This is a genomic window from Nonomuraea candida (assembly GCF_000725485.1).
GTDB classification, from domain to species: Bacteria; Actinomycetota; Actinomycetes; order Streptosporangiales; family Streptosporangiaceae; genus Nonomuraea; species Nonomuraea candida.
This window is the reverse complement of record NZ_JOAG01000020.1, coordinates 1-20372: the sequence shown is the minus strand read 5'-3', so window position 1 is coordinate 20372 and position 20372 is coordinate 1. Positions and strand designations below refer to the sequence as shown.

Annotated in this window: 16 protein-coding genes; 5 read left to right on the top strand and 11 right to left on the bottom strand. The window is 74.0% G+C overall.

The window, feature by feature from the left end; genetic code table 11:
• Positions 1-25: 25 nt before the first annotated feature.
• A complete protein-coding gene (locus IO39_RS20475) occupies positions 26-2881 on the bottom strand; it encodes a beta-L-arabinofuranosidase domain-containing protein (protein ID WP_043625498.1) in 2856 nt (951 codons plus the stop codon).
• Positions 2882-3137: 256 nt separating this feature from the next.
• Here IO39_RS20475 and IO39_RS59885 point away from each other — a divergent pair, with 256 nt between their 5' ends.
• The gene (locus tag IO39_RS59885; RefSeq protein WP_052423123.1) at positions 3138-3404 is read left to right on the top strand and encodes a histidine kinase; all 267 of its coding nucleotides are present in this window, start codon (positions 3138-3140) and stop codon (positions 3402-3404) included.
• A 157-nt stretch (positions 3405-3561) separates the two neighbouring features.
• Here IO39_RS59885 and IO39_RS20465 read toward each other — a convergent pair whose 3' ends face one another.
• Together IO39_RS20465 and IO39_RS20460 are read right to left on the bottom strand one after the other, a co-directional pair.
• Positions 3562-4332, bottom strand: coding sequence for an ankyrin repeat domain-containing protein (locus IO39_RS20465; RefSeq protein ID WP_084773164.1), 771 nt, complete (start codon positions 4330-4332; stop codon positions 3562-3564).
• Positions 4329-4898, bottom strand: a complete 570-nt coding sequence (locus tag IO39_RS20460; RefSeq protein ID WP_245642096.1) for a GlcG/HbpS family heme-binding protein — start codon at positions 4896-4898, stop codon at positions 4329-4331. The genes IO39_RS20465 and IO39_RS20460 overlap by 4 nt, the downstream gene beginning before the upstream one ends.
• Positions 4899-5196: 298 nt before the next feature.
• Between IO39_RS20460 and IO39_RS20455 the strand changes: the two genes are divergently transcribed.
• From IO39_RS20455 to IO39_RS20445, 3 genes are all read left to right on the top strand, one after another.
• Positions 5197-6666 (top strand): sensor histidine kinase, encoded by a 1470-nt coding sequence (locus tag IO39_RS20455; RefSeq protein ID WP_245642094.1) that lies wholly within the window; start codon positions 5197-5199, stop codon positions 6664-6666.
• The gene (locus tag IO39_RS20450; protein WP_043625495.1) at positions 6663-7286 is read left to right on the top strand and encodes a response regulator; all 624 of its coding nucleotides are present in this window, start codon (positions 6663-6665) and stop codon (positions 7284-7286) included. The genes IO39_RS20455 and IO39_RS20450 overlap by 4 nt, the downstream gene beginning before the upstream one ends.
• 210 nt (positions 7287-7496) lie before the next feature.
• Entirely contained in the window at positions 7497-7841 is a 345-nt protein-coding gene (locus tag IO39_RS20445; protein WP_043625492.1) for an RNA polymerase-binding protein RbpA, read from the top strand.
• 178 nt (positions 7842-8019) lie between these two features.
• On the opposite strand, the gene IO39_RS20440 is transcribed toward IO39_RS20445, so the two are convergent.
• The 4 genes from IO39_RS20440 to IO39_RS20425 all read right to left on the bottom strand — a co-directional run bounded on the left by IO39_RS20440 (position 8020) and on the right by IO39_RS20425 (position 14204).
• A complete protein-coding gene (locus IO39_RS20440; RefSeq protein ID WP_245642093.1) occupies positions 8020-8559 on the bottom strand; it encodes an FxsA family protein in 540 nt (179 codons plus the stop codon).
• A 150-nt stretch (positions 8560-8709) separates the two neighbouring features.
• A complete protein-coding gene (locus IO39_RS20435; protein WP_043625485.1) occupies positions 8710-9459 on the bottom strand; it encodes a polyprenol monophosphomannose synthase in 750 nt (249 codons plus the stop codon).
• A complete protein-coding gene (gene lnt, locus IO39_RS20430) occupies positions 9456-11375 on the bottom strand; it encodes an apolipoprotein N-acyltransferase (RefSeq protein ID WP_245642091.1) in 1920 nt (639 codons plus the stop codon). Before lnt ends, IO39_RS20435 begins: the two co-directional genes overlap by 4 nt.
• Positions 11376-11894: 519 nt before the next feature.
• Positions 11895-14204 carry an ATP-binding domain-containing protein gene (locus IO39_RS20425; RefSeq protein WP_043625483.1) on the bottom strand — a complete coding sequence of 770 codons (2310 nt, stop codon included), beginning with the start codon at positions 14202-14204 and terminating at the stop codon, positions 11895-11897.
• Between the two features lie 198 nt (positions 14205-14402).
• Here IO39_RS20425 and IO39_RS57835 point away from each other — a divergent pair, with 198 nt between their 5' ends.
• Positions 14403-15782: an ROK family transcriptional regulator gene (locus IO39_RS57835; protein WP_043625481.1), complete on the top strand. Its 1380-nt coding sequence runs from the start codon at positions 14403-14405 to the stop codon at positions 15780-15782.
• A gap of 98 nt (positions 15783-15880) precedes the next feature.
• On the opposite strand, the gene IO39_RS20415 is transcribed toward IO39_RS57835, so the two are convergent.
• The 4 genes from IO39_RS20415 to IO39_RS20400 all read right to left on the bottom strand — a co-directional run bounded on the left by IO39_RS20415 (position 15881) and on the right by IO39_RS20400 (position 19689).
• The gene (locus IO39_RS20415; protein ID WP_043625479.1) at positions 15881-16378 is read right to left on the bottom strand and encodes an Lrp/AsnC family transcriptional regulator; all 498 of its coding nucleotides are present in this window, start codon (positions 16376-16378) and stop codon (positions 15881-15883) included.
• Positions 16379-16401: 23 nt separating this feature from the next.
• The gene (locus tag IO39_RS20410; protein WP_043625477.1) at positions 16402-16995 is read right to left on the bottom strand and encodes a GTP-binding protein; all 594 of its coding nucleotides are present in this window, start codon (positions 16993-16995) and stop codon (positions 16402-16404) included.
• A 259-nt stretch (positions 16996-17254) separates the two neighbouring features.
• Positions 17255-18121, bottom strand: a complete 867-nt coding sequence (locus tag IO39_RS20405) for a terpene synthase family protein (RefSeq protein WP_043625475.1) — start codon at positions 18119-18121, stop codon at positions 17255-17257.
• A 206-nt stretch (positions 18122-18327) separates the two neighbouring features.
• The gene (locus IO39_RS20400) at positions 18328-19689 is read right to left on the bottom strand and encodes a helix-turn-helix domain-containing protein (RefSeq protein ID WP_043625473.1); all 1362 of its coding nucleotides are present in this window, start codon (positions 19687-19689) and stop codon (positions 18328-18330) included.
• Positions 19690-20372: the final 683 nt, after the last annotated feature.

Here is a 20372-nt window from a genome sequence, read left to right as displayed (position 1 = left end):
GCCCCGTTCGGGTGGGCGCCGGCCGTTACGCGGGGAGCCTGGCCTTGAGCGCCGCGGACAGCACCGCCCGGCGCTCGGCGGCCGTCATCAGCCCCGCGCGCACCCACTCGTCCGCCGTGCGGGCCACCGCCGCCACGAACGCGCCCCGCCCGCGGAAGGGCGCCCGGGCCCAGAGCGCGTCCAGGAACGTCACCCCGTCCGCCCGCGCGCGGTTCGGCACGCCGGAGTCCGCCGTCCCGAAGGCGATCACCGGTTCGGCCCGGTGGAAGTAGGCGTGGTACCGGTCGGTGTCGCCGAGGTAGAACGGCACCAGCGGCAGCCCGTGCGTGGTGAAGGCCATCGGCCCGGTGGCGGTCATGGCCTTCGCGAGGTCGCCGGACAGGGGGAGGTCGCGGGAGAAGGAGAACTCCCGGTAGGTGGTCTCGTCGCTCTTGGCGACCATCGGCACCGGGCCGTAGGCGATGCTCTGGGTGGTGGGGACGTCCAGCGCCTTCTCCACCCGCAGGGAGTAGGGCATCGAGATGCTGATCCGGTCGCCGCGCCGCCAGTGCCGGTCGATCGTCACGTACTCGCCGGGGGTGGCGCGCACGCGCTGGTCGGTCCCGTTGACCAGCACCTTGAAGCCCTTCTCCGCCCAGTACGGCACGCGCAGCCGCACCGCCAGCCGGCCGGCGCCCTCGACGGTGAGCGTGGTCAGGCCGCGGGGGTCGGCGGGCGCGCCGGTCGCCTGCCTGATCGTGAAGCCCCGCTCCGGCCAGCGCAGCTCCGAGGCCAGGTAGAGGTTGACGTAGAGCGTGCGGTCGTCGGCGGACCTGAAGTAGATCGAGTCCTGGAACTTGGCGTGGCTCTCCAGCCCGGTGCCGCCGCAGCAGGTGCCCAGGTTGCCGTAGCTGCGGGCGGAGCCGGGGCGCATCGGGATGAAGTAGGTCAGCAGCGGGTCGGTGGCGCTGTCGGCGTCGCGGCGCGAGGCGAGGATCTGCCCGTGCAGGGCCCGCTCGTAGTACTGCATGTACTTGGGGTCGGCGGTGTGGAAGAACAGCGCCCTGCTCAGCTTCAGCAGGTTGTAGACAGGGCACGTCTCGGCGTTGTTGACGCCCAGGGTGCCGACGATGACGCCGCGGGCGCCGAAGAGCTCGCCGTTGTCGGCCGGCCCGGCGATGCCGCCGTCGGTGAAGACGCGGTGCGGCACGACCATGTCCCAGAAGTTCACGGCGGCGTCGTAGTAGCGGCGGTCCTGGCCGCGCTCGTAGAGGGACAGGTAGCCGAGGAACTGCGGGATGTGCTGGTTGGCGTGTTTCCTGTCGAGCGTGTCCTCGCCGCGGGCGGTGGCCGCGAGCAGCTCGGTGTTGTCGAAGCACTTGGCCGTCACCAGGTACTCCTCCTTGCCGCTGAGGGCGTAGAGGTCGGTCATGACGGCGTTCATGGCGTTGTACTCGCCCGCGATGTAGCTGCTCCACATGCGGTCGAGCTGCTGCCTGGGCAGGTGGCCGAGCCGGCTGTGGACCCAGTCGCCCATCTTCAGGACGATGTCGAGGGCCTGCCGGTTGCCGGTGTGCTCGTGGGCGTCGAGCAGGCCGCGCATGATCATGTGGCAGGTGTAGTAGGGGGCCCAGATCGCCGGGTACGTGGCGTACTGCTCCAGCAGGATGAACTGCGTCTCGGGGTAGGCGGCCAGGAAGCCGGGGTGGCTCGGGCCGGGGTGGCCGGTGGGTTCGGAGACCAGCCGCGCGTCCCGCCCCCGGCCGGAGGAGTCGGCCGCGCGGTCGCCGCTCTCCTCGTCGAAGCGGTACCACGCCACGTCGGCCGCGCCGGGGTCGCCGTCCGTGCCGCTCGCGAGGGCCGCGACCTCGGCCCCGCTCAGCGCGCGGCCGTAGATCCGGAACTCGTCCACCGAGGCCCTCAGGTACGCGTCGCCGTACTGCGACTTCCCGATCCAGTTGGCGTCGGTCGGGCCGAGGCTGGACGGTTTGAGGGTCATGGCGGTGTTGGCGCCCACCGGCGCGCCGTTCACGTAGAGGGTGCCGGTGCCTCCGGCCAGGGTGACCGCGACGTGCGTCCACTGCCCGGCGGGCAGCCGGCCGTCGCCGTCGATGCGCTGCTCGCCGCCGCCGCCGCTGGTGGTGATGGCGAACCTGGGCCCGGAGCCGGCGCTCACGGTCAGGAACATGGTGCGGCTCGTGCCGGTGCCGAAGTCGAAGATCCGGGACCAGGTGGTGATCGCGGCGGGGTTCAGCCAGACGGCGACGGTGAAGTCGTCCAGGCCGCTCACGATGCCGGCGGGCAGGGCGACGTACTGGGGGCCGTCGAGTCTCACCGCCCTGCCGGACCTTCCCGCCACCCTGGCGACCGGGACCGGCGGTGGCGCGGGCTCCCCGACCCTGGCGGCCAGCGCGTCCTGGCATTCGCCGAGCGCCTTGACCAGGTAGTCGGCCTTGTCCTTGAAGAAGGGGTCGCCGGATTCCGCGTACGCCAGGGCCAGCGCGCTGAGGAAGTGCCCGCTGAAGTGGCCGCGCAGGTTGCCCGTGGCGTCGTCCCATCCGCCGGGCGGCTGGGCCCCCAGCGTGTCCAGCCCGGCGTTGGCGCGGAAGTTGGCCAGGACGCGATCGGCGGGGAAGGCCCTGAGGAACGCCAGGATCCGGTCGCGCTTGGCGCTGAACAGGCTCTCGCCCAGGGTGACCTGGCTGTTGGCGAACGGCTTGACGATCCAGCTCTCGGGCTCCGGCGGCTGGTGCCGCGCCGGCGGCGGCGCTCCTTCGTGCCCGGTGCCGCCGGGCTCCGCCGCCCGGGCGGCCCCGGGCGGTAAGGAGAGAAGTGCGGACGGGGTCGCGACCGCCATCGCCGCCAACCGCAGCGCCTCGCGCCTGGGCATCATGTTCGGCATCCCACTGTCCTGTCCTGCTCGGGGCCGCCGGATGATAGCGCTAACATTCCGTACCGAGCCCTCCGGCGCTATGTGCTCGGTGACATTTCGCGAGTGTCGACGATCCCCTCCGACCCGTCAAGACCGCTTCCGCACGGGAGCCACCGGCGGCACGGAGCCGGTCGAGACGAGGACGCCGGCGGCCGTCGCGTACGTCGAGACGCGTGCCCCGATCGGGCGTCGAGGCGGACGACCGGCCGGGAGCCCGGCTCCTAGCGTGGGCCGGGTCCGTCGCGGTTGGCGGGCCGAGCTGGCCAGACAGGCCCACGCCGCGCGGCTGGAGCGCGAGCGGGAGGCGGCGCGGCGGGTGGAGCAGGAGCGCCTGCGCATCGCCAGGGATCTGCACGACCTGATGGCGCACACCGTCTCGGTGATCTCGCTGCACCCGGACGTGGCCAGGGAGTCGCTGCGCGACGCCCCCGAGGTGGCCGAGCGTTCGCTGGCGCCGTGCGCGGCGCGTGCAGCGACGTGGGCCGCCTGCTGACCAAGCTGGGCGCCCGCGACCGCTCCCAGCTCGTCGTCCTGGCCTACGAGACCGGCCTCCTCGTCCCCGGCTCCGGCGAGCCCCGCCTCCTCTGAGCCCCGTACCGGGAAGCCGGGCGCACCTCCCCACGGGACCGATCCGGGGAGCCGGAGGTGGGTCAGTGGGCGCCGGCGGCGCGCAGGAGGCCGGCGACCTCGGCCTGACCCTTGGCGATGGCGTGGGCGAGCGGGGTGACGCCGTCGCGGTCGGCGAGGTCGACGTCGGCCCCCGCGTCGATGAGCAGCCGGACGATCTCCTGGTACGGCCGGCCGCCGTCCCCGAGGATGACGGCCTCCAGCAGCCCGGTCCAGCCGAGGTCGTTGACGTGGTCGACGTCGATGCCGGTCTTCAGCACCTCGCGGACGTAGTCCACGTGGCCGCGCTCGCAGGCCGGGATGAGGGAGACGCCTCCGTACCGGTTGCGCAGGGTCAGGTCGGGCCCGGCGGGCAGGAGGGCCCTGAGCATCTCGACGCTCCCCGTGACCCCGGTCACCAGCCAGGGGGTGTCCCGCCGGGTGTCCTGGGCGTTGACGTCCGCCCCGGCCGCGACCAGCACCCTGGCGACCTCGACATGGTCGGCCGCCGCGGCGAGCAGCAGAGCGGTACGCCGTTGCCCGTCACGGGCCTCGACGTCCGCCCCCGCGCCGAGCGCGTCCCTGACGGCGGCGGCGTCACCTCGCGCGGCGCTCGCCAGCAGCTCTTCGTTGAGCACAGCCTCTCCTCTCACCCTCGGGCCGCCACAGGCGGCGAGCACCGAGCCGGCCACCGTCCCGGCGACCGATCCGGCCACCGGGCGCAGCACGGATCCGCCCGCCGCACGCAGCACGGCGCCGGCCACCGAGCCGAACACGGCGCCCAGGACGGCCCGGCGCCTCGGCCGCTCGGTCATCGGAGCCGGCCGGCGACCGCCTTGAGGCCGGCCTGGGCGATGGCCTCGTCGATGTCGCCGCTGGGCGCCCCGCCGACGCCGATGCCCGCGATCGGGGCGCCACCGGAGGCGACGGGAACCCCGCCGCCGAGGAAGAGGGTACCCGGGATGTCGGCGATGGTCGGACCGTCACCCGTCAGGCCCTTGCCCAGCTCGCCGGTCGTTCTGCCGAAGGAGACGGCGGTGAACGCCTTGCGCCTGGCCGACTCCTCGGTCTGCGGGCCCGCGCCGTCGCCCTTCACCACCAGCCTGGTCGCCCCGGACCGGTCGACGATCACGACGGTGACGCGCTGCTTCCGCTTGCCGGCCTCGCGCATCGCGGCGTCGGCGATCCGCAGGGCGGCGTCGGCGGAGAGCACCCCGGTCTGCACGACCGCCTCCCCGTCCTGAACCGCCGCACCCCTGACGGACGCGGGAGCCGGCACGGACCCGGCCGACGCGGCGGACACAGCAGCCGGGGCGGACAGCCGGGCGGGCGCGGCCTGGGCGGCGGTGGCGCCGAAGGCCGCGCCGAGGGTGGTGGCCACGATGGCGAGGCCGGAGCCGGCCGCGATCAGGCGGGCACGGGCGCGAGAGGTACGGGCACGAGAGGTACGGGGGGCACGGGTACGGGCGGGGCCGTTCATTGTCTCTCCAGGTCGTCAGGGGCGAATCGGGCTTTCGAAGCCTCTCAGCCACGCCGCGCCCCGCCATCGCGCACACGAACGATCCCCCGCCGTCAAGAGGTTGAGCCTGCGATCAACCGATCGGTTGACGCGCGGCCGCCCGAGCCCGTCGCTCTCCCACCAGCGCATAAAGTCGGGACAGAAACGGACAGGGAGGACGATGAGGGAGCGCATCTGGCTCAACTGGGCCATGCACGTGGGGTTCTACGTCCTGCTCGCCGCCTCGGCCCTGAGACTGGTGTCCCGGCACGGCATGGGGCCGCAGACGGTGACGTCCCTGGCCGTCTGCGGCCTGCTCGCCACGGTGTACGCGGCCGGCATCGTCTTCTGGGACCGCCTCGGGGACGGACGGCCCGGGCACGGGCGACTCCCCCGGACAGGACACGGGCGACCCGGAGACGGGCGACCCGGAGACGGGCGGCCCAGGGAGGGGCGGCTTGCCCGGCCCGGAGACGGACGACTCGGGCGCGGGCGGCCCAGGGAGGGGCGGCTTGCCCGGCCCGGAGACGGACGACTCGGGCGCGGGCGGCCCATCCGGCCCGGGCGCGGGCGGGTCGTCTGGCTCGGCTGTGTGGTGGCGATCTGGCTCGGGCTGGTGGTGCTCGCGCCGTCGTTCAGCTGGTGCGCGGTCCCCCTGCTCTTCCTGTGCCTGCGGCTGCTGGACGCGCGCGGCGTCGCCGTGGCCGCCGCCGCGCTCACCCTGGTCGTGATCGCGGCCCAGCTCAAGATCGCCCAGGAGATCGACCTCAGCCTGATCCTCGCGCCGATCGGCATCGCCTCCATGACGGCCGTGGTCTTCGGCGAGCTCCAGCGCGAGAGCGCCGCCCGGCAACTGCTCATCGACGACCTGATCAACGCCAGGGAGACGCTGGCGGAGTCGCGGCACCGTACCGGGGTCCTGGAGGAGCGGGAGCGGCTGGCCAGGGAGATCCACGACACGCTGGCGCAGGGGCTGACCAGCATGGGCATCCTCCTCCAGGCCGCCGGCCGGGGATGGGACTCCGACCCCGCGCTCGCCCGCTCCCACGTGCGGCGGGCCGCCGCGGCGGCCGCGGAGAACCTCGACGAGGCCCGCCGGTTCGTCCGCGGCCTCCAGCCTCCCGGCCTGGTGGACGCCTCCCTCCCCGAGGCACTGTCCCGCCTCTGCGCGGACGCGAACACGCACACGGGCGCGAACACGCACACGGACACGCACACGGGCGCGAACACGGGCGCGAACACGGGCGCGGGCGGCGACGGCGGGCCCCGGGTGCGCTTCAGGGCGGTGGGCGAGGCGTACCCGCTGGCGGCGGACGTGCAGGCGGCGCTGCTCCGGGTCGCCCAGGGGGCGCTGGCCAACGTACGCGACCACGCCGGCCCCGCGACCGCCACCGTGACGCTGTCCTATCTGGACGACGAGGTCACGCTGGACGTCTTCGACGACGGCGCGGGGTTCGACCGCCCCTCCCCCGCCCCCGGACGCGGGTACGGGCTGCGGGCGATGCGCGACCGGCTGGCCGCGGTGGGCGGCGTCCTGGTGGTGGAGAGCGCGCTCGGCGAGGGCACGGCCGTCGCGGCCAGGGTCCCCACGGGACCGCGCCACGAGCGGTCTCCCGCCCCGCGGGAGCGGAACGAGGTGGGCACGCGATGAGGCTGTTCCTGGTGGACGACCATCCGGTGGTCCGGGCGGGCCTGGTGGCGCTGCTCGGCGGCGAGGACGACATGGAGATCGTCGGCGAGGCCGCCGGCGGGGAGGAGGCGCTGCGCGCGATCGCGGCGTGCGAGCCGGACGTCGTGCTCATGGATCTGCAGCTCGGCGACGGCATGGACGGCGTGGAGGCCACCCGGCGCGTCCGGGGGCTGCCGGCGCCGCCCCAGGTCCTGGTGCTGACGACGTACGAGAGCGACGCCGACGTCATGCGCGCCATCGACGCCGGGGCCATCGGCTACCTGCTCAAGGTGTGCCCGCCGGAGGAGCTGTTCCAGGGCATCCGCACCGCGGCGGCGGGCCAGACCGTGCTGTCGGCCAGTGTGGCGACCAGGATGGTGCGGCGGCTGCGCGACCCCGGCCCGGCGCTGAGCGCGCGCGAGGTGGAGATCCTGGAGCTGCTGGCGAGCGGCGCGGGCAACCGGGAGATCGCCAAGCGGCTCTTCATCACGGAGGCGACGGTGAAGACCCATCTGGTGCACATCTACGGCAAACTCGGCGTGGACACGCGCACCGCCGCCGTCACCGCGGCCGTCGAACGCCGCCTCATCAGGCTCCCCTGAGCAGCGCCGGCCGATCTTCGCGTGGCCGGGTTGCTCTCCGGCTCCGGCGTAACCGCAGTACGGACGCCTGATCGACGATCATATGAAGAACCGAGGCCTCCAGCGCGATTGGATCACCCCGCGACTGGGAATCCCATCACGGTACCAAGCGTTAGACACCGTGGGAGACAGACCCCCCACGCAAGGGGGCCCTGTAGGAGGCATTTAAACATGGGCGAGCGCGCGCTTCGTGGCACCCGGCTCGGGGCAACCAGCTACGAGAACGACCGTAACACGGATCTGGCCCCACGCCAGGAGGTGTCCTACACCTGTCCCAAGGGCCATCGCTTCGAGGTTCCGCTTGCCGCCGAGGCTGAAATCCCCGCGACCTGGGAGTGCCGCATGTGCGGTGCTACGGCGGTGCGCGTGGACGGCGAGCAGCCGGAGTCGAAGAAGACCAAGCCCCCACGGACACACTGGGACATGCTTCTGGAGCGGCGGTCCATAGAGGATCTTGAGGAGGTGCTCAACGAGCGGCTCGCGGTACTGCGGGCACAGCGTCGTAAGAGCGCCTGACCTCCTCTCACGGTGGAACCCCCCGGGCCGAGCGCCCGGGGGGTTCTTCTTGCTGTGACCACACCGCCTGCTGCTGCTGCACCACGCCGGCCGGCCGCTGCGGGCTCGCGACAGGCGGGCCGCCAGGAGCCGGCGTGGCAGGCGCGCCACCACCGGTCGCGGTGGCGGGCGGGCCCGGTCAGGAGGGGTCGCGGTCCTCCCTGATGACCTCGCCGTGCACCACCTTGCCGCCCTGCGGCGCCTCCGCCCGGCCGCCGCCGTACGCCGCGTCCGTGCCGGGGAAGCCGCCGGCCGCCGGCGGGAAGAGGTTCGCGTACGGCGAGGCGGCGGCCATCTTCTTGATCCGCCGCTCGAAGATCCACGCGCCCAGCCGGCGCATCATCGGCCGGGTGAACGGCAGCAGGCACAGGAACCCGAAGATGTCGGAGAAGAACCCCGGCGTCAGCAACAGGGTGCCGCCCACCAGGATGATGCCGCCGTCGGCCAGCTCCCGCTCGGGCATGCGGCCCGACTGCAACGCCCCCTGCAACGCCCGCCAGGCCCGGCGCCCCTCGCGGCGCACCAGCCAGGCGCCCAGCAGGCTGTCGGCGATGAGCAGGGCGACGGTGGCGGGCCCGCCGATCACCGACCCGACCTGGATGAGCAGCCAGATCTCCAGGACGGGGATGAGCAGGAAGGCCAGGAACAGCAGCAGCCGCATCGTTTCCTCGATTCGCACACGCGCGTTACAGCAGACATAACGCCCGGAACCCGCCCCGCGTTCCGCCCCGGCGGCAAATCAGGGACACCCCTGACCCCGCCCGAACGGCCCTGCCGCCCGCCCGCACCGCCCCCGCATCGGCGGGCGCGGGCCCCTGGCGGTACGCGGTCAGTGGCGGTCCGGGCCCCTGAGGCGCTTGGGCAGCCCTGTGACGCCCCACAGCCCGATCCGCCACAGCGCCTCGGACATCACCTTGCCGCTCATCTTGCTCTTGCCCACCGTCCGCTCCACGAACGTGATGGGCACCTCCACCACCCGAAGCCCGTGCCGGGCGGTGCGCAGGGTCAGGTCGACCTGGAAGCAGTAGCCCTGCGACTCCACCCCGGACAGGCCCACCTTCTCCAGCGTGGCGGCCCGGTAGGCGCGGAAGCCGGCGGTGGCGTCGCGTACGGGCAGGCCCAGCATCACCCGCGTGTAGACGTTGGCGCCCTTGGACAGCAGCTCGCGCCGCTGCGGCCAGTTGACGACCTTGCCGCCGGGCACGTAGCGCGAGCCGATCGCCAGGTCGGCGCCGTCGGCCAGCGCCTCCAGCAGCTTGGGCAGCTCCTCGGGCTGGTGGGAGCCGTCGGCGTCCATCTCGACCAGGACGTCGTAGCCCGCGTCGAGCCCCCAGCGGAACCCGGCGATGTAGGCGGCGCCGAGCCCCTGCTTGCCCGGCCGGTGCAGCACGTGCACGTGGTCGTCGCCGGCGGCGAGCCCGTCGGCGACCTCGCCGGTGCCGTCGGGGCTGTTGTCGTCGGCCACCAGCACGTGCGCGTCCGGCACGGCCGCGCGCACCCGCTCGACGATCGCCGCCAGGTTGTCACGCTCGTTGTAGGTCGGTACGACGACGAGCACCCGGCCGAGAGTCTCCATCATCCGTCGTTCCTCATCCGATCGCCGCGCCGCCTGCCACGCCATGCGGCGACTCCGGCGGCCGCCGCTCCCATCACCATCAATGCCCATTCGGGAATCGCGCCCACCTTGGTGGCGATCGTCTCCTTCGTGCGTACGGGCACCTTGACCACGTTCATGTCAGCGACAAGCTCGCGGGTCTGCCAGGAGACCTTACCGTCAGGTGTGACATATGCGGAGATCCCGGTCGTAGCGGCGGTGACGACGGCCCTGTTGTGCTCGACGGCGCGCAGCTTCGACATGGCCAGCTGCTGGGACGGGAGGTTGGACAGGGCGTAGGAGGCGTTGTTGGTCTGCACGACCAGCGGCGTGCCGCCGGCGCGCACGGTCTCGCGCACGGTGTCGTCGTAGGCGACCTCGTAGCAGTTGACCGCGCCGACGGTGACCGGGCCCATCTTGAGGTCGCCGGGCTTGTCGCCCGGCACGGACTGCCTGCCGACCAGGCCGGCCCGCTCCCACAGCGCCAGCACGATCTCCTTGAACGGGGTGTACTCCCCGAACGGCACCAGCCGCTGCTTGTCGTAGTAGTCGCCGGCCCCGGTGACCGGGTCCCACACGAGGCTGCGGGTGGCGCGCTCCTCGGCGCCGATCGCGACCACGGCCCCGACCAGGGTGGGCACCCCGACGTCCTGCACGGAGTCGTGGATGATCCGGCGGGCGTACTCGTCGCGGTAGGGGTCGATGTCGGTGGAGTTCTCCGGCAGGACGACGATGTCGGGCTTGGGGAGCTTGCCGTCGCGTACGGCCTGGGCCAGCCGTTTGGTCTCGTTGGCGTGGTTGCGCAGGACGACGGCGGGCTCGTCGCCGAGGGCGTACATGCCCCGGCCGGGCACGTTGCCCTGCACGATGCCGACGTTGACCGTGCGGCCCTCGTCGCCCTGCCCGGGCACGGCCGACCCCAGCAGCGGCACGGCCAGCGCCACCGCCGCCGGCACGGCCCTGGCCACGACGGCGGCCCGCCCGGCCGCCACCCCGGCCCGCCCGGCCCGCCCGCCGGCCCGCCTGGTCAGCACGGTCAGCACCGCCTGGGCCAGCGACGCGCCGGACAGCACGACGGCGAACGACACCAGCGGCGCGCCGCCCAGCGCGGCGTACGGCGTGAAGAGCGACTCGCCCTGGCTGAAGGCGGCGCGCGCCCAGGGGAACCCGCCGATGGGCACCAGGCTGCGGGCCCACTCCATGAGCACCCACAGCCCGCCGAACCACAGGGGCCAGAGCGGCAGCCGGAACACGAGCGCGGCCAGGGCGGCCATGGCGGCGTAGAAGAGGCTCTCGGTGACGACCAGCATGGCCCAGACGTCGTCGCCGATGGTGCGGACCCAGGCGAGGGTGGGCACCAGGAACACCACGGCGGACAGGAACCCGAGCCAGGCGGCCCGCCTGGGGCGGGTGCCGTGCAGCGACCCGGCGATGAGCCCGATGCCCAGCGGCGCGCACCACCACCAGTCGAGCGGCGGGAACGCGGTGTAGAGCGCCAGCCCGCCGAGCACGCCCGCGACGGCCCGCGCCACGAGCGCCCATCGCCCGCCGCGCCCCGCCGCACCGGTCACGCCCGCGACCTGCGGCGGCTCGGACCCCTCGGACCTCACCTCCGGCCGCTCCGGCCCCTGCGGCTGCGGCGGCACGGCGGCCCCGGCCGCCGGCCGCGCGGCCCTCTCGGGCCCGGCCTCCGGCGGCTCGACGTCCTCGGCCACCGGTCCCTGCGGCTGCGGCGGCGCCGCGACCCCGGCGGAGACAGCGGGGGACGCCTCGGGTGCGGCGGCGCCGCTCTGCGGTGGGCCGCCGCCGTCGGACGGCGGCTCACCGGGCACGCCTGCCCCGCCCGACCGGCCCGCATCGGGCCCGGGCGCGGACGCCAGGCCCGTTTTGTCGTGAACCACTCCGGGGTCTCCTCGCCACTTCGCAACGCATTGCTTGCGAAAACGCTACCGCCCCCCGGCCGCGCTCAGGTCGGCACACCGCCCGAAGATCGAAACTTGGGAAGAGGCGGCAGGGTGATCCCGTAGACGGAACGGGACCACCCGGCGCGATGGCGGTCCTGAAAGCACGGGAGCGGGAAGAGGGCCCGGAAACCCTTCGGACCGGACCCGTCTCGTCGGCGGCGAGCGCGGAATTCCGTTGTCTACTGGGCTCCCGGACCCGTCCCGGGTCCAACCCCCCGCCCGGTTGGGGTGCCCCGACTCGACGGACCGACGGCCCTGCACCTGGCTGTGTGGACGAAGTCACGCTCCGTCACGGACGCAGGATCCGGCGATGTCAGAGACGGCCAACCGGCCAAGTCCCGTGCTGGACTGCGCAGCAAACTACCGACTCCACCTCAGATGTCAACCGTGTCCCGATCGGCGGCGACCTCAAGTCTCCGCAGGCAGGCCCGGTGGGGCGGGTGGCCGCGAAGCAGGTCAGAGCCCGCCCGCGGGCGCCGGAGAGCGCCTCGGCAGGCCCTGCAGCGCCTGCGAAAGAGGCCGCTCGTGGACGACCCCGAGCCGCTGTGTCGCACGCGTGAGAGCAACATACAGGTCGCTCGGCCCTCGTGGCGACTGGGCGGCGATGAGGTCGGGCTCGGCGACGATGACCGAGTCGAACTCCAGGCCCTTGGCGTCGGCCACGCCCATGACGGCCACGGGCGCGTCGAGGGCTTCGGCCCCCTTGGCCCGGCCGGCCCCGGGCGAGACGACCGCGGCGCCGGGGACGGCGGCGGCCACCTCCGCCCCGAGGCCGGGCAGCAGCGCGTCGGGCACGACCACGGCGACCTTGCCGCCCTCGCCGGCCTCGGCCCTGGCCAGCCCGGGCAGCGCCGACAGCGGCGCGGCCCACGGCCGCGCGCCCAGCTCGCGGACCGAGGTGGGGGCCTGCAGCGCGGGGTCGATGGTGGCCAGGACGCGGGCGGCCACCGCCATCAGCTCGACCGGCGTGCGGTAGTTGACGGTCAGCCGCTCCTGGCGCCAGCGCCCGGCCACGTACGGGTCGAGCACCTCCTCCCAGGAGCGCGCGCCCGCCGCCGAGCCGGTCTGGGCGATGTCGCCGACGATCGTCATCGACCGGGTCGGGCAGCGCCGCATGACGGCCCGCCAGGCCATCGGCGACAGCTCCTGGGCCTCGTCCACGATCACGTGCCCGTAGGCCCAGGTGCGGTCGGCGGCGGCGCGCTCGGCGGTGGTGAGGTAGGGGCCCTCGCCGCGCTGGCGTTCGGCCAGCCGCTCGGCCTCCATGACGTCGGACAGGCCGGTCAGCTCCAGCACCTCGCGGGCGTAGGCCAGCTCGGCCTCGCGCCGGCTCTCCTCGGACTGGCGGGCCGCGGCCAGCTCCTCCTCGGCCTGCAGCGCGCTGGCGCGCAGCACCTGCTCGTCGATGTCGCCGAGCAGCTCGGCGGCCTCGTCGAGGAGCGGCACGTCGGACTCGGTCCACTCCCCGCCCTCCCGCCTGAGCAGGGCGCGCTCCTGCGGGGTCAGGGCGGAGGCGGCGTAGCCGAGGCGTTCGGCGGAGCCGTACAGGCCGAGCAGGAGGCGCTGGGGCGTCAGGTAGGGCCACAGCCGGTTGAGCGCGGCCTTGACGACCGGCTCGGTGCGCAGATCCTCGCGCAGGTCGGCCAGCTCCTCATCGTCGATCAGCCCCTTGCCGATCTTGCGGGCCTGCTGCCTGGCCAGTGCGGTCAGCAGCGACCGCACGAACACCGCGCGGGCCTGGTTGTGCGGGCGGCGCGAGCGGGTGGCCTTGTTCCTGGCCGACTCCAGCATGTTGCGGTCGATGGTGAGCGTCAGGCGCCCGACGGTCAGGTCGATGGGCTTGCGCGGCACGCGCTGCCGGTCGCGCACGGCCTTGGCGATCACCTCGGCCATGCGCGCGTCGCCCTTGATCGCGGCCACCTCGGGCCTGTCCCTGGCGGTGGCCGTCACGCCGGGGTAGAGCTCGCCGACCGTGGACAGCAGCACGTCGGTCTCGCCGAGCGAGGGCAGGACCTGCTCGATGTAGCGCAGGAAGGTGAGGTTGGGGCCGAGGATGAGCACGCCGCGGCGTTCGAGGCGCTCGCGGTGGGTGTAGAGCAGGTAGGCGGCCCGGTGCAGCGCGACGACGGTCTTGCCGGTGCCGGGGCCGCCCTGGACGACCAGCACGCCGTTGAGGTCGCTGCGGATGACGCGGTCCTGCTCGGACTGGATGGTGGCGACGATGTCGCGCATGCGGCCGGTGCGCTTCTCGTCGAGCGCGGCCAGCAGCGCGGCCTCGCCGTTGAGCGTGGCGCGGTCGTCGTCGGTGAGCGAGTCGAGGTCGAGCAGGTCGTCGTCGACGCCCACCACCGTGCGGCCCTTGGTCTGCAGGTGACGGCGCCGGGTGACGCCCATGGGGGCGGTGGGGGTGGCGCGGTAGAACGGCTGGGCCACCGGCGCCCGCCAGTCGATGAGCAGGCGGAGCTGCTCGTCGTCGGTCAGGCCGAGCTTGCCGATGTACAGCCGGCCCTCCTCGACGTGATCCAGCCGTCCGAAAACCAGGCCGCGCTCGACCGCCCAGAGCCGCGCGAGGCGGGTGGCGTACATCTCGGCGAACGTGTCGCGCTCGGACCTGTTCTGCATCGTGCCGACGGCGCCCGTGGCCAGCACCTCCTTGAGCTGCCGCTGGGTGCGCTCGCGCAGCGTGTCGAGGCGGTCGTAGAGGCGGGTGACGTACGCCTGCTCCTTGGCGAGCTCGGTTTGACGAGTTGCCGCCTGACCATTAATGTGGTTAATGGGACACTCCGGGCCATTCTGCTTGTTGTTACGACAAACGACGACATTAGCATGCCTGTCGAGGCACTCCCATCACTTTCCCCCTTCGCGTCGGATCACGTCTTCGCCGCGCCCCTTGACCCTCGCCGCGGCCTCTCCTATCGTCATCTTTAGTTAGGAAAGTTTCCTAACTAGGACGGAGAAGACACCGTGCGCGGTCCGGTACCGGGGACGCCCAGTCTGCTACGCGCCATCAACGATCGCGCCGCCCTGCGGGTCCTGCTGGAGCGGGGCCCGCTGACCCGCCCCCAGATCGGCGCGCTCACCGGGCTGTCCAAGCCTACGGCCTCCCAGCTCCTCGTCCGGCTCCAGCAGGCGGGCCTGGTCGTGCTGGACGGCGTCAGGGAGGGGCTGCCGGGGCGCACGGCGGAGGTCTACCGGATCAACCCGGCCGCCGCGTACGTCGCCGCGATCGACGTCACACCCGCCAGGATCGAGGTCAAGGTGGCCGACCTCACCGGCACGGTCGTGGGCGAGCACGCGCTGGCCACCCCGCGACGGCCGCGCGGCGGCCTGGTGGACCGGCTGGCCGCCGCGCTGCGCGGCGCGGAGCCGCCGGCCGGCCTGCGCCGGGTCGTCATCGGCGTGCAGGCGGCGATCGACCCCGCCACCGGCAGGCTCGGGTACGCCGCCGCCGACGACGTGCCCGGCTGGCAGATCCCCGACCTGGTGCCCGCGCTCAGCGACGGCCTGGGCGTGCCCGTGGACGTGGAGAACAACGTCAACCTGGTCGCCGTGGCCGAGCGGGCGCACGGCGCGGCGCGCGGCTGCGAGGACTTCGTGCTGCTCTGGGCCGACCAGGGCATCGGCTCGGCCATCGTGCTGGGCGGGCGCATGCACCGGGGGGCCACGGGCGGGGCGGGCGAGGTGGGGTACATGCCCACGCCCGGCGCGCCGACGGCCCGCGACATGGGCTGGGACATGGGCTGGGACGTGGGCCGCGACATCGGTCACGACATCGGCCGCGACACGGCTCGCGGGCCCGGCCGGGACGCTGCGGGCGACACAGCCCGCGGCTCCGGCCGTGACACGGATCACGGCTCCGGCCGGGATTCCGACCGCGGCTCGGGACGGGATTCCGATCTCGACTCGGGCCGCTACGCGGGCGGCCACGGCTATCAGGCGCTGACCGGCGGGCAGGCGGTGCTGGGCGTGCTGCGCTCGTACGGCGTGCGCGGGGCCGACTTCCGGCGGGCCGTCGCCAACGCCGTGCGGGCGGCGGCGGGCGACGGGCGGAAGGCCGACGACGCCCGCGCGGGGCTGCGCGAGGTCGCCGCCCGGCTGGCCGTGGGACTGGCCGCGATCACCTCTGTCGTGGACCCCGCGCTGATCGTGCTGACCGGCGGCGTCGCGCTGGCGGGCGGCGAGACTTTGCGCGCGCTGGTCGAGCGGGAGTTGCACGAGCTGACCATCCCCCGGCCGCCGGTGCGGCTGTCGAGCGTCGGGGGCAACCCCGTCCTGGCCGGCGGCCTCGACCTCGCGCTCACGACCGTCCGCGAGGAGGTCTTCGGTTCCACCGTGCCGTCATGACCGGCTTGGCAGGACCGGTGGCGGGACCGGGTGGCGGGGCGGATCGTCAGGCGGCGGGCCCTCGGAGCCGGTGGCGGTGTCGGGGGCGGGGCGGATCGTCAGGCGGCGGGGCCGTCGGAGCCGGCGGCGGTGTCGGTGGCGGCGTCCAGGTCGGGGGCGACGGCGGGCGGACGGTGCTCGTAGGGGGTGCTCAGCACGACCGTGGTGCGGGTCGAGACGTTCGCCGAGGCCCTGATCTGCTGCAGCAGGTCTTCCAGCGCCACCGGCGAGGCCACCCGCACCTTGAGGATGTAGCTCTCGTCGCCGGCCACGCTGTGGCACGCCTCGATGGCCGCCAGGTGGGCCAGCCGCTCGGGCGCGTCGTCGGGCGCGGCCGGGTCGATCGGCTTGATCGACACGAACGCGGTCAGCGGCAGGCCCACCGCGTCATGGTCGATGATCGCGGCGTAGCCGCGCACGACCCCCCGTTTCTCCAGCCGGCGCACGCGCTGGTGCACGGCGGAGACGGAGAGCCCGGTCTCCCTGGCCAGGTCCGTGAAGCTCATGCGGCCGTCGCGGGCCAGCAGCGTGACGATACGGCGGTCGATCTCCTCCATCGGTCAAAGGTAGCCGGTCGTGGTCACGACATGGTCCCGACCGGGGAGGCGCCCCTGCGCATCGCGTGCTCGACCAGGGTGATGAGCACCTCCCTGCCGGAGTCCTTGCGGCGGGCGTCGCAGCGCACGATCGGGATGTCCGGCTCCAGGCCGATCGCCGAGCGCACCTCGCCGACGGTGAAGGGCGAGACGCCGTCGAAGCAGTTGAGCGCCACGATGAACGGCTGCTCCCGCTTCTCGAAGTAGTCGACCGAGGGGAAGCAGTCGTCCAGGCGGCGCGTGTCGGCCAGCACCACCGCGCCCAGCGCGCCCATGGCCAGCTCGTCCCAGACGAACCAGAACCGCTCCTGGCCCGGGGTGCCGAACAGGTAGAGCATGTAGTCGTTGCGGATCGTGATGCGGCCGAAGTCCATCGCGACGGTGGTGGTGAGCTTGCGCTCGACGCCGGACAGGTCGTCGACGTAGGTGCCCGCCTGGGTGAGCGCCTCTTCCGTGCGCAGGGGCCGGGTCTCCGACACGGCGCCGACCATGGTGGTCTTGCCCGCGCCGAATCCTCCGGCGATAAGGATCTTGATCGCTGTCGGCAGCCGCCAGCGGTCTATACGACCGAATTCCATCCAGCACCGCCCGTACCTATCCCGCGCATGCGCGACCCCGCCCCTGAGGTGCCGTGGTCAGTGGCACCTGTCAAGGTCGACCCGAGGAGGTTGATCCACATGCCTGGCATCGAGACACCCTAGCAACGCCACATTTTCCACTCAAGCCGCAAACTTTTACAAGAAACAAAATGTCACGGTTTGTCGCTTGAAGCCACGTTTTTCGCGGGCCTAACAGGGCAAGAGTCAAGATTGTCTGTCATGGATTCAGACGAACCCGTTACGCGACCGGCCCGCAGTCCGAAATGCCGGCGAAACCGGCGCTGAAACCGAGTTGTCTGTGCAGGTAAACGGCCGTGCGCGGACTGTGCTCGCGTACGGGATCGATGAGGGACACGGCCTCGCGCGCCAGCGCCTCCATCGTCGCGGTCACCTCGGCGCGCTCCACGCCCAGGCCCAGCACGTTCAGGTCGCCCCAGCTCATGTCCCGGCGGTAGGAGGCCACGTCGCCGAGCAGGTGCAGGTAGCGCTGCACCTGCCGGCTGACGGCGCGCAGCTCCCCCAGGTGGGCCTTGGTCCAGTCGTCGGCACTGTAGATCCAGTGCGACAGGTCCACGAAGCACGAGCCGCGGCTGTCGGCGTTGCCGACGTAGCGCGAGAGCGTGGGCGAGGCGTGCGTGTCGCGCCACACCCAGGCCGTGGCCATGCCCTCCAGCGTGGCGGCGAGCTGGTCGAGCCAGATCTCCCGCAGGTCCTCGAACTCCCGCACGGTGTCCAGCTCGTCGCGCAGGTCGGCCAGGAAGCGGGTCGCCGCCGTGCGCGGCACGGCTCCCTCGGCGACGGACACGCACTCCCGCGCCAGCCGGTCCACCTGCTCGCGGCTGGTGACGGCCCGCTCGACCAGCCTCTCCACGGCCAGCACCCACAGGGCGGCCCGGTTGCCCACCTTGAGCCGGTCGGCGCGCGCCCAGGGGGCGCTGAAGGCGGTGGTGAGGGTCAGCGCGCCGAACAGGTCGGCGCCGAAGGCCGTGGCGGGGAACAGGCCGGTGTACATCTGCGCGCACAACCGCAGGTCCCTGCCGCACTCGGCGGCCAGCGCGCACGTCCTGCCGAGCTCGAACGCCTCGTCCAGCTCGCCGCCGGGCATCCTAGGGCCGCTCGATCGGCTCGCGGACCATCGGCGACGACCCCCCAAACCCGGAGATAGACCTATGGGGGAATTGTTTCATGATCAAGTACTCCCGATCAAGGTATCGGCAGCGTGACCGATCGGCCTGTCTCCGCTGGCCATCGACGACACCTCCGCGCCTCCTCCGTGCCTCCTCCGTGCCTCCTCCGTGCCTCCTCCGTGCCTCAGACGGGACGCCCGGCGAGCTTGGCGGCCAGCGCCACCCGGGAGCTGATGCCGAGCTTGGTGTAGATCTTCCCGATGTGGTACTCGACGGTCTTGACGCTGATGAGCAGCTCCCTGGCGATCTGCCGGTTCGTCAGGCCGCCGGCCACCAGCGTGGCCGTGCTGAGCTCCTGCGGGGTGAGGCCGAGCCGCACGGTCGCGGGCGGCTCCAGCCCGCACGCCTCCAGCTCGCGGGCGCACCGCTCCACCAGCGGGCGCGCCCCCAGCCGCTCGAAGATCACGCGGGCCGCGCCGAGCCGTTCGGCCGCCGCCCTGCGCCGCCCCGTACGCCGCAGCAGCCGGCCCAGGTCCAGCAGCACCCGCGCCTCCTCCAGCGGGCACACACCGCCCTCGACCAGCGCCAGCGCGTGCCGGAACCGCTCCTCGGCCCCGGCCTGCACGTTCCTGGCCGCCAGCAGCAGCCCGCCCAGCCTGATCCGCTCCGCCGTGCGCCACGCCCCGCCGGCCGCCGCCCCGCCCCTGGCATGGCCGGCCAGGGTGCGCTCGGCCTCCTCCAGCCGCCCGTCGGCGACCAGCGCCTCGATGCGGACGGGCCGCGGGTCGGGCACGAAGCCCTCCCACGCCTCGCCCGCACCGTCCGGCAGGTCGCCCGCGCCGAGCAGCGCCAGCGCCAGGTCCGCCTGCCGCTCCCCCATCGCGTGCCGCATGCCGCGAGCCAGCGTGCCCGCCGCCGTGGCGTGGGCGAGGGCCCGCTCGTGGTCCCCCCTGGCGGCCAGCGGCGCCACGCACGCGGCCGCCAGGAACGGCAGCAGCCACCGCTGCCCGAGCGCCGTCGCCTCGGCCAGGGCCCGCTCCGCGGTGGCGGCGGCCTCGTCCCAGCGGGCCAGGCCGTGCCCGGCGACGGCCAGCAGCGCGGTGGCCAGCAGCCGGTGGTGCGGCAGCCCCGCCGTCTCCGCGGCGCTCACCGCCCGCCTGAGCACGGCGCACGCCCGGCCCGCCTCGTCGCGCGCCAGGAGCGTCACGGCCTCGGCGAGGCCGCCGGGCGGCGCGCCGGGGTCGGGCTCCCCGCCCAGCGCCAGCACGTCGTACGGCCTGGCGACCGGCCCCCGGATGGGCTGCCCGATCGCCAGCCGCGCCCAGCTCGCCGCCTCCTCGCAGTCCCCCGTGACCAGGCACAGCCAGGCCAGCTGCTCCGCCACGTCGGCGGCGAACCCGGGCTCGTGGTGCCGCCACGCCTCGGTCAGCAGCTCGGACGCCTCGTCGAAGCGGCCGGCGGCCAGCGCGAGCCGTCCCAGCACGTACCGGCGGACCGGGCGCGGGTCGGCGTTGCGCGCGGTGGCGAGCTCGGCCGCCCGAAGCACGTCGCCCCCGATGAGGACGTGCTCCAGGACGGCCGTGCGCAGCTCGTCGCGGCGCGCCGCCGACTCGGTGAGCCCGGCGGCCTGCTCCAGGTGGGCGGCGGCCTCCCGCCACAGCCCGTGTTGCGCGGCCTTGGCGGCGAACCCGGCCAGCTCCTCGGCCAGCGCCTCGTCCGGCCCGCTCGCCGCGGCGGCACGGTGCCGCAGCGCCGCGCCGCCGTCCTCGCTCAGCCGCGCCGCGGCCAGGTGCAGCCGCGCCCGCGTGCCCGCGCCGATGCCGTCGTAGGCGGCGGCCCTGGCCAGCGGGTCGGGGAAGCCGACCAGCCGGCCGGGCAGCTCGCGCGGCGCAGGCCGCGACGAGCCGCCGCGTCTCGGGAGCGCAGCCGCTCAGCCGGCGGGCGAAGGGCCGCGCGTACGTGGCCGGCGCGGGCAGGCGCATGCCGGGGTCGTCCAGGACCTCGGCGGGCAGCGCGGCGAGGAGGGCGCGGGCGTGCAGCGGGTTCCCCTGGGTGTGCTCCCACAACCGCACGGCCCCCGCCCCGCTGAGCCCGCCCCCGGCCCCGGCCAGGGCCCCCCGGCCCGCCCCGCGCGGGGGGGCCGGCCCCCCCCCGCCACAGCCCGTGTTGCGCGGCCTTGGCGGCGAACCCGGCCAGCTCCTCGGCCAGCGCCTCGTCCGGCCCGCTCGC

Bases quoted from the DNA above. Each gene is read 5' to 3' on its own strand.
- IO39_RS20450 (WP_043625495.1), top strand. From the start codon at position 6,663: ATGAGGCTGTTCCTGGTGGACGACCATCCGGTGGTCCGGGCGGGCCTG.
- IO39_RS20405 (WP_043625475.1), bottom strand. From the start codon at position 18,121: ATGCCCGGCGGCGAGCTGGACGAGGCGTTCGAGCTCGGCAGGACGTGC.
- IO39_RS20465 (WP_084773164.1), bottom strand. From the start codon at position 4,332: ATGACCGAGCGGCCGAGGCGCCGGGCCGTCCTGGGCGCCGTGTTCGGC.
- IO39_RS20410 (WP_043625477.1), bottom strand. From the start codon at position 16,995: ATGGAATTCGGTCGTATAGACCGCTGGCGGCTGCCGACAGCGATCAAG.
- IO39_RS20455 (WP_245642094.1), top strand. From the start codon at position 5,197: ATGAGGGAGCGCATCTGGCTCAACTGGGCCATGCACGTGGGGTTCTAC.
- IO39_RS20445 (WP_043625492.1), top strand. From the start codon at position 7,497: ATGGGCGAGCGCGCGCTTCGTGGCACCCGGCTCGGGGCAACCAGCTAC.
- IO39_RS20415 (WP_043625479.1), bottom strand. From the start codon at position 16,378: ATGGAGGAGATCGACCGCCGTATCGTCACGCTGCTGGCCCGCGACGGC.
- IO39_RS20435 (WP_043625485.1), bottom strand. From the start codon at position 9,459: ATGATGGAGACTCTCGGCCGGGTGCTCGTCGTCGTACCGACCTACAAC.
- IO39_RS20475 (WP_043625498.1), bottom strand. From the start codon at position 2,881: ATGCCGAACATGATGCCCAGGCGCGAGGCGCTGCGGTTGGCGGCGATG.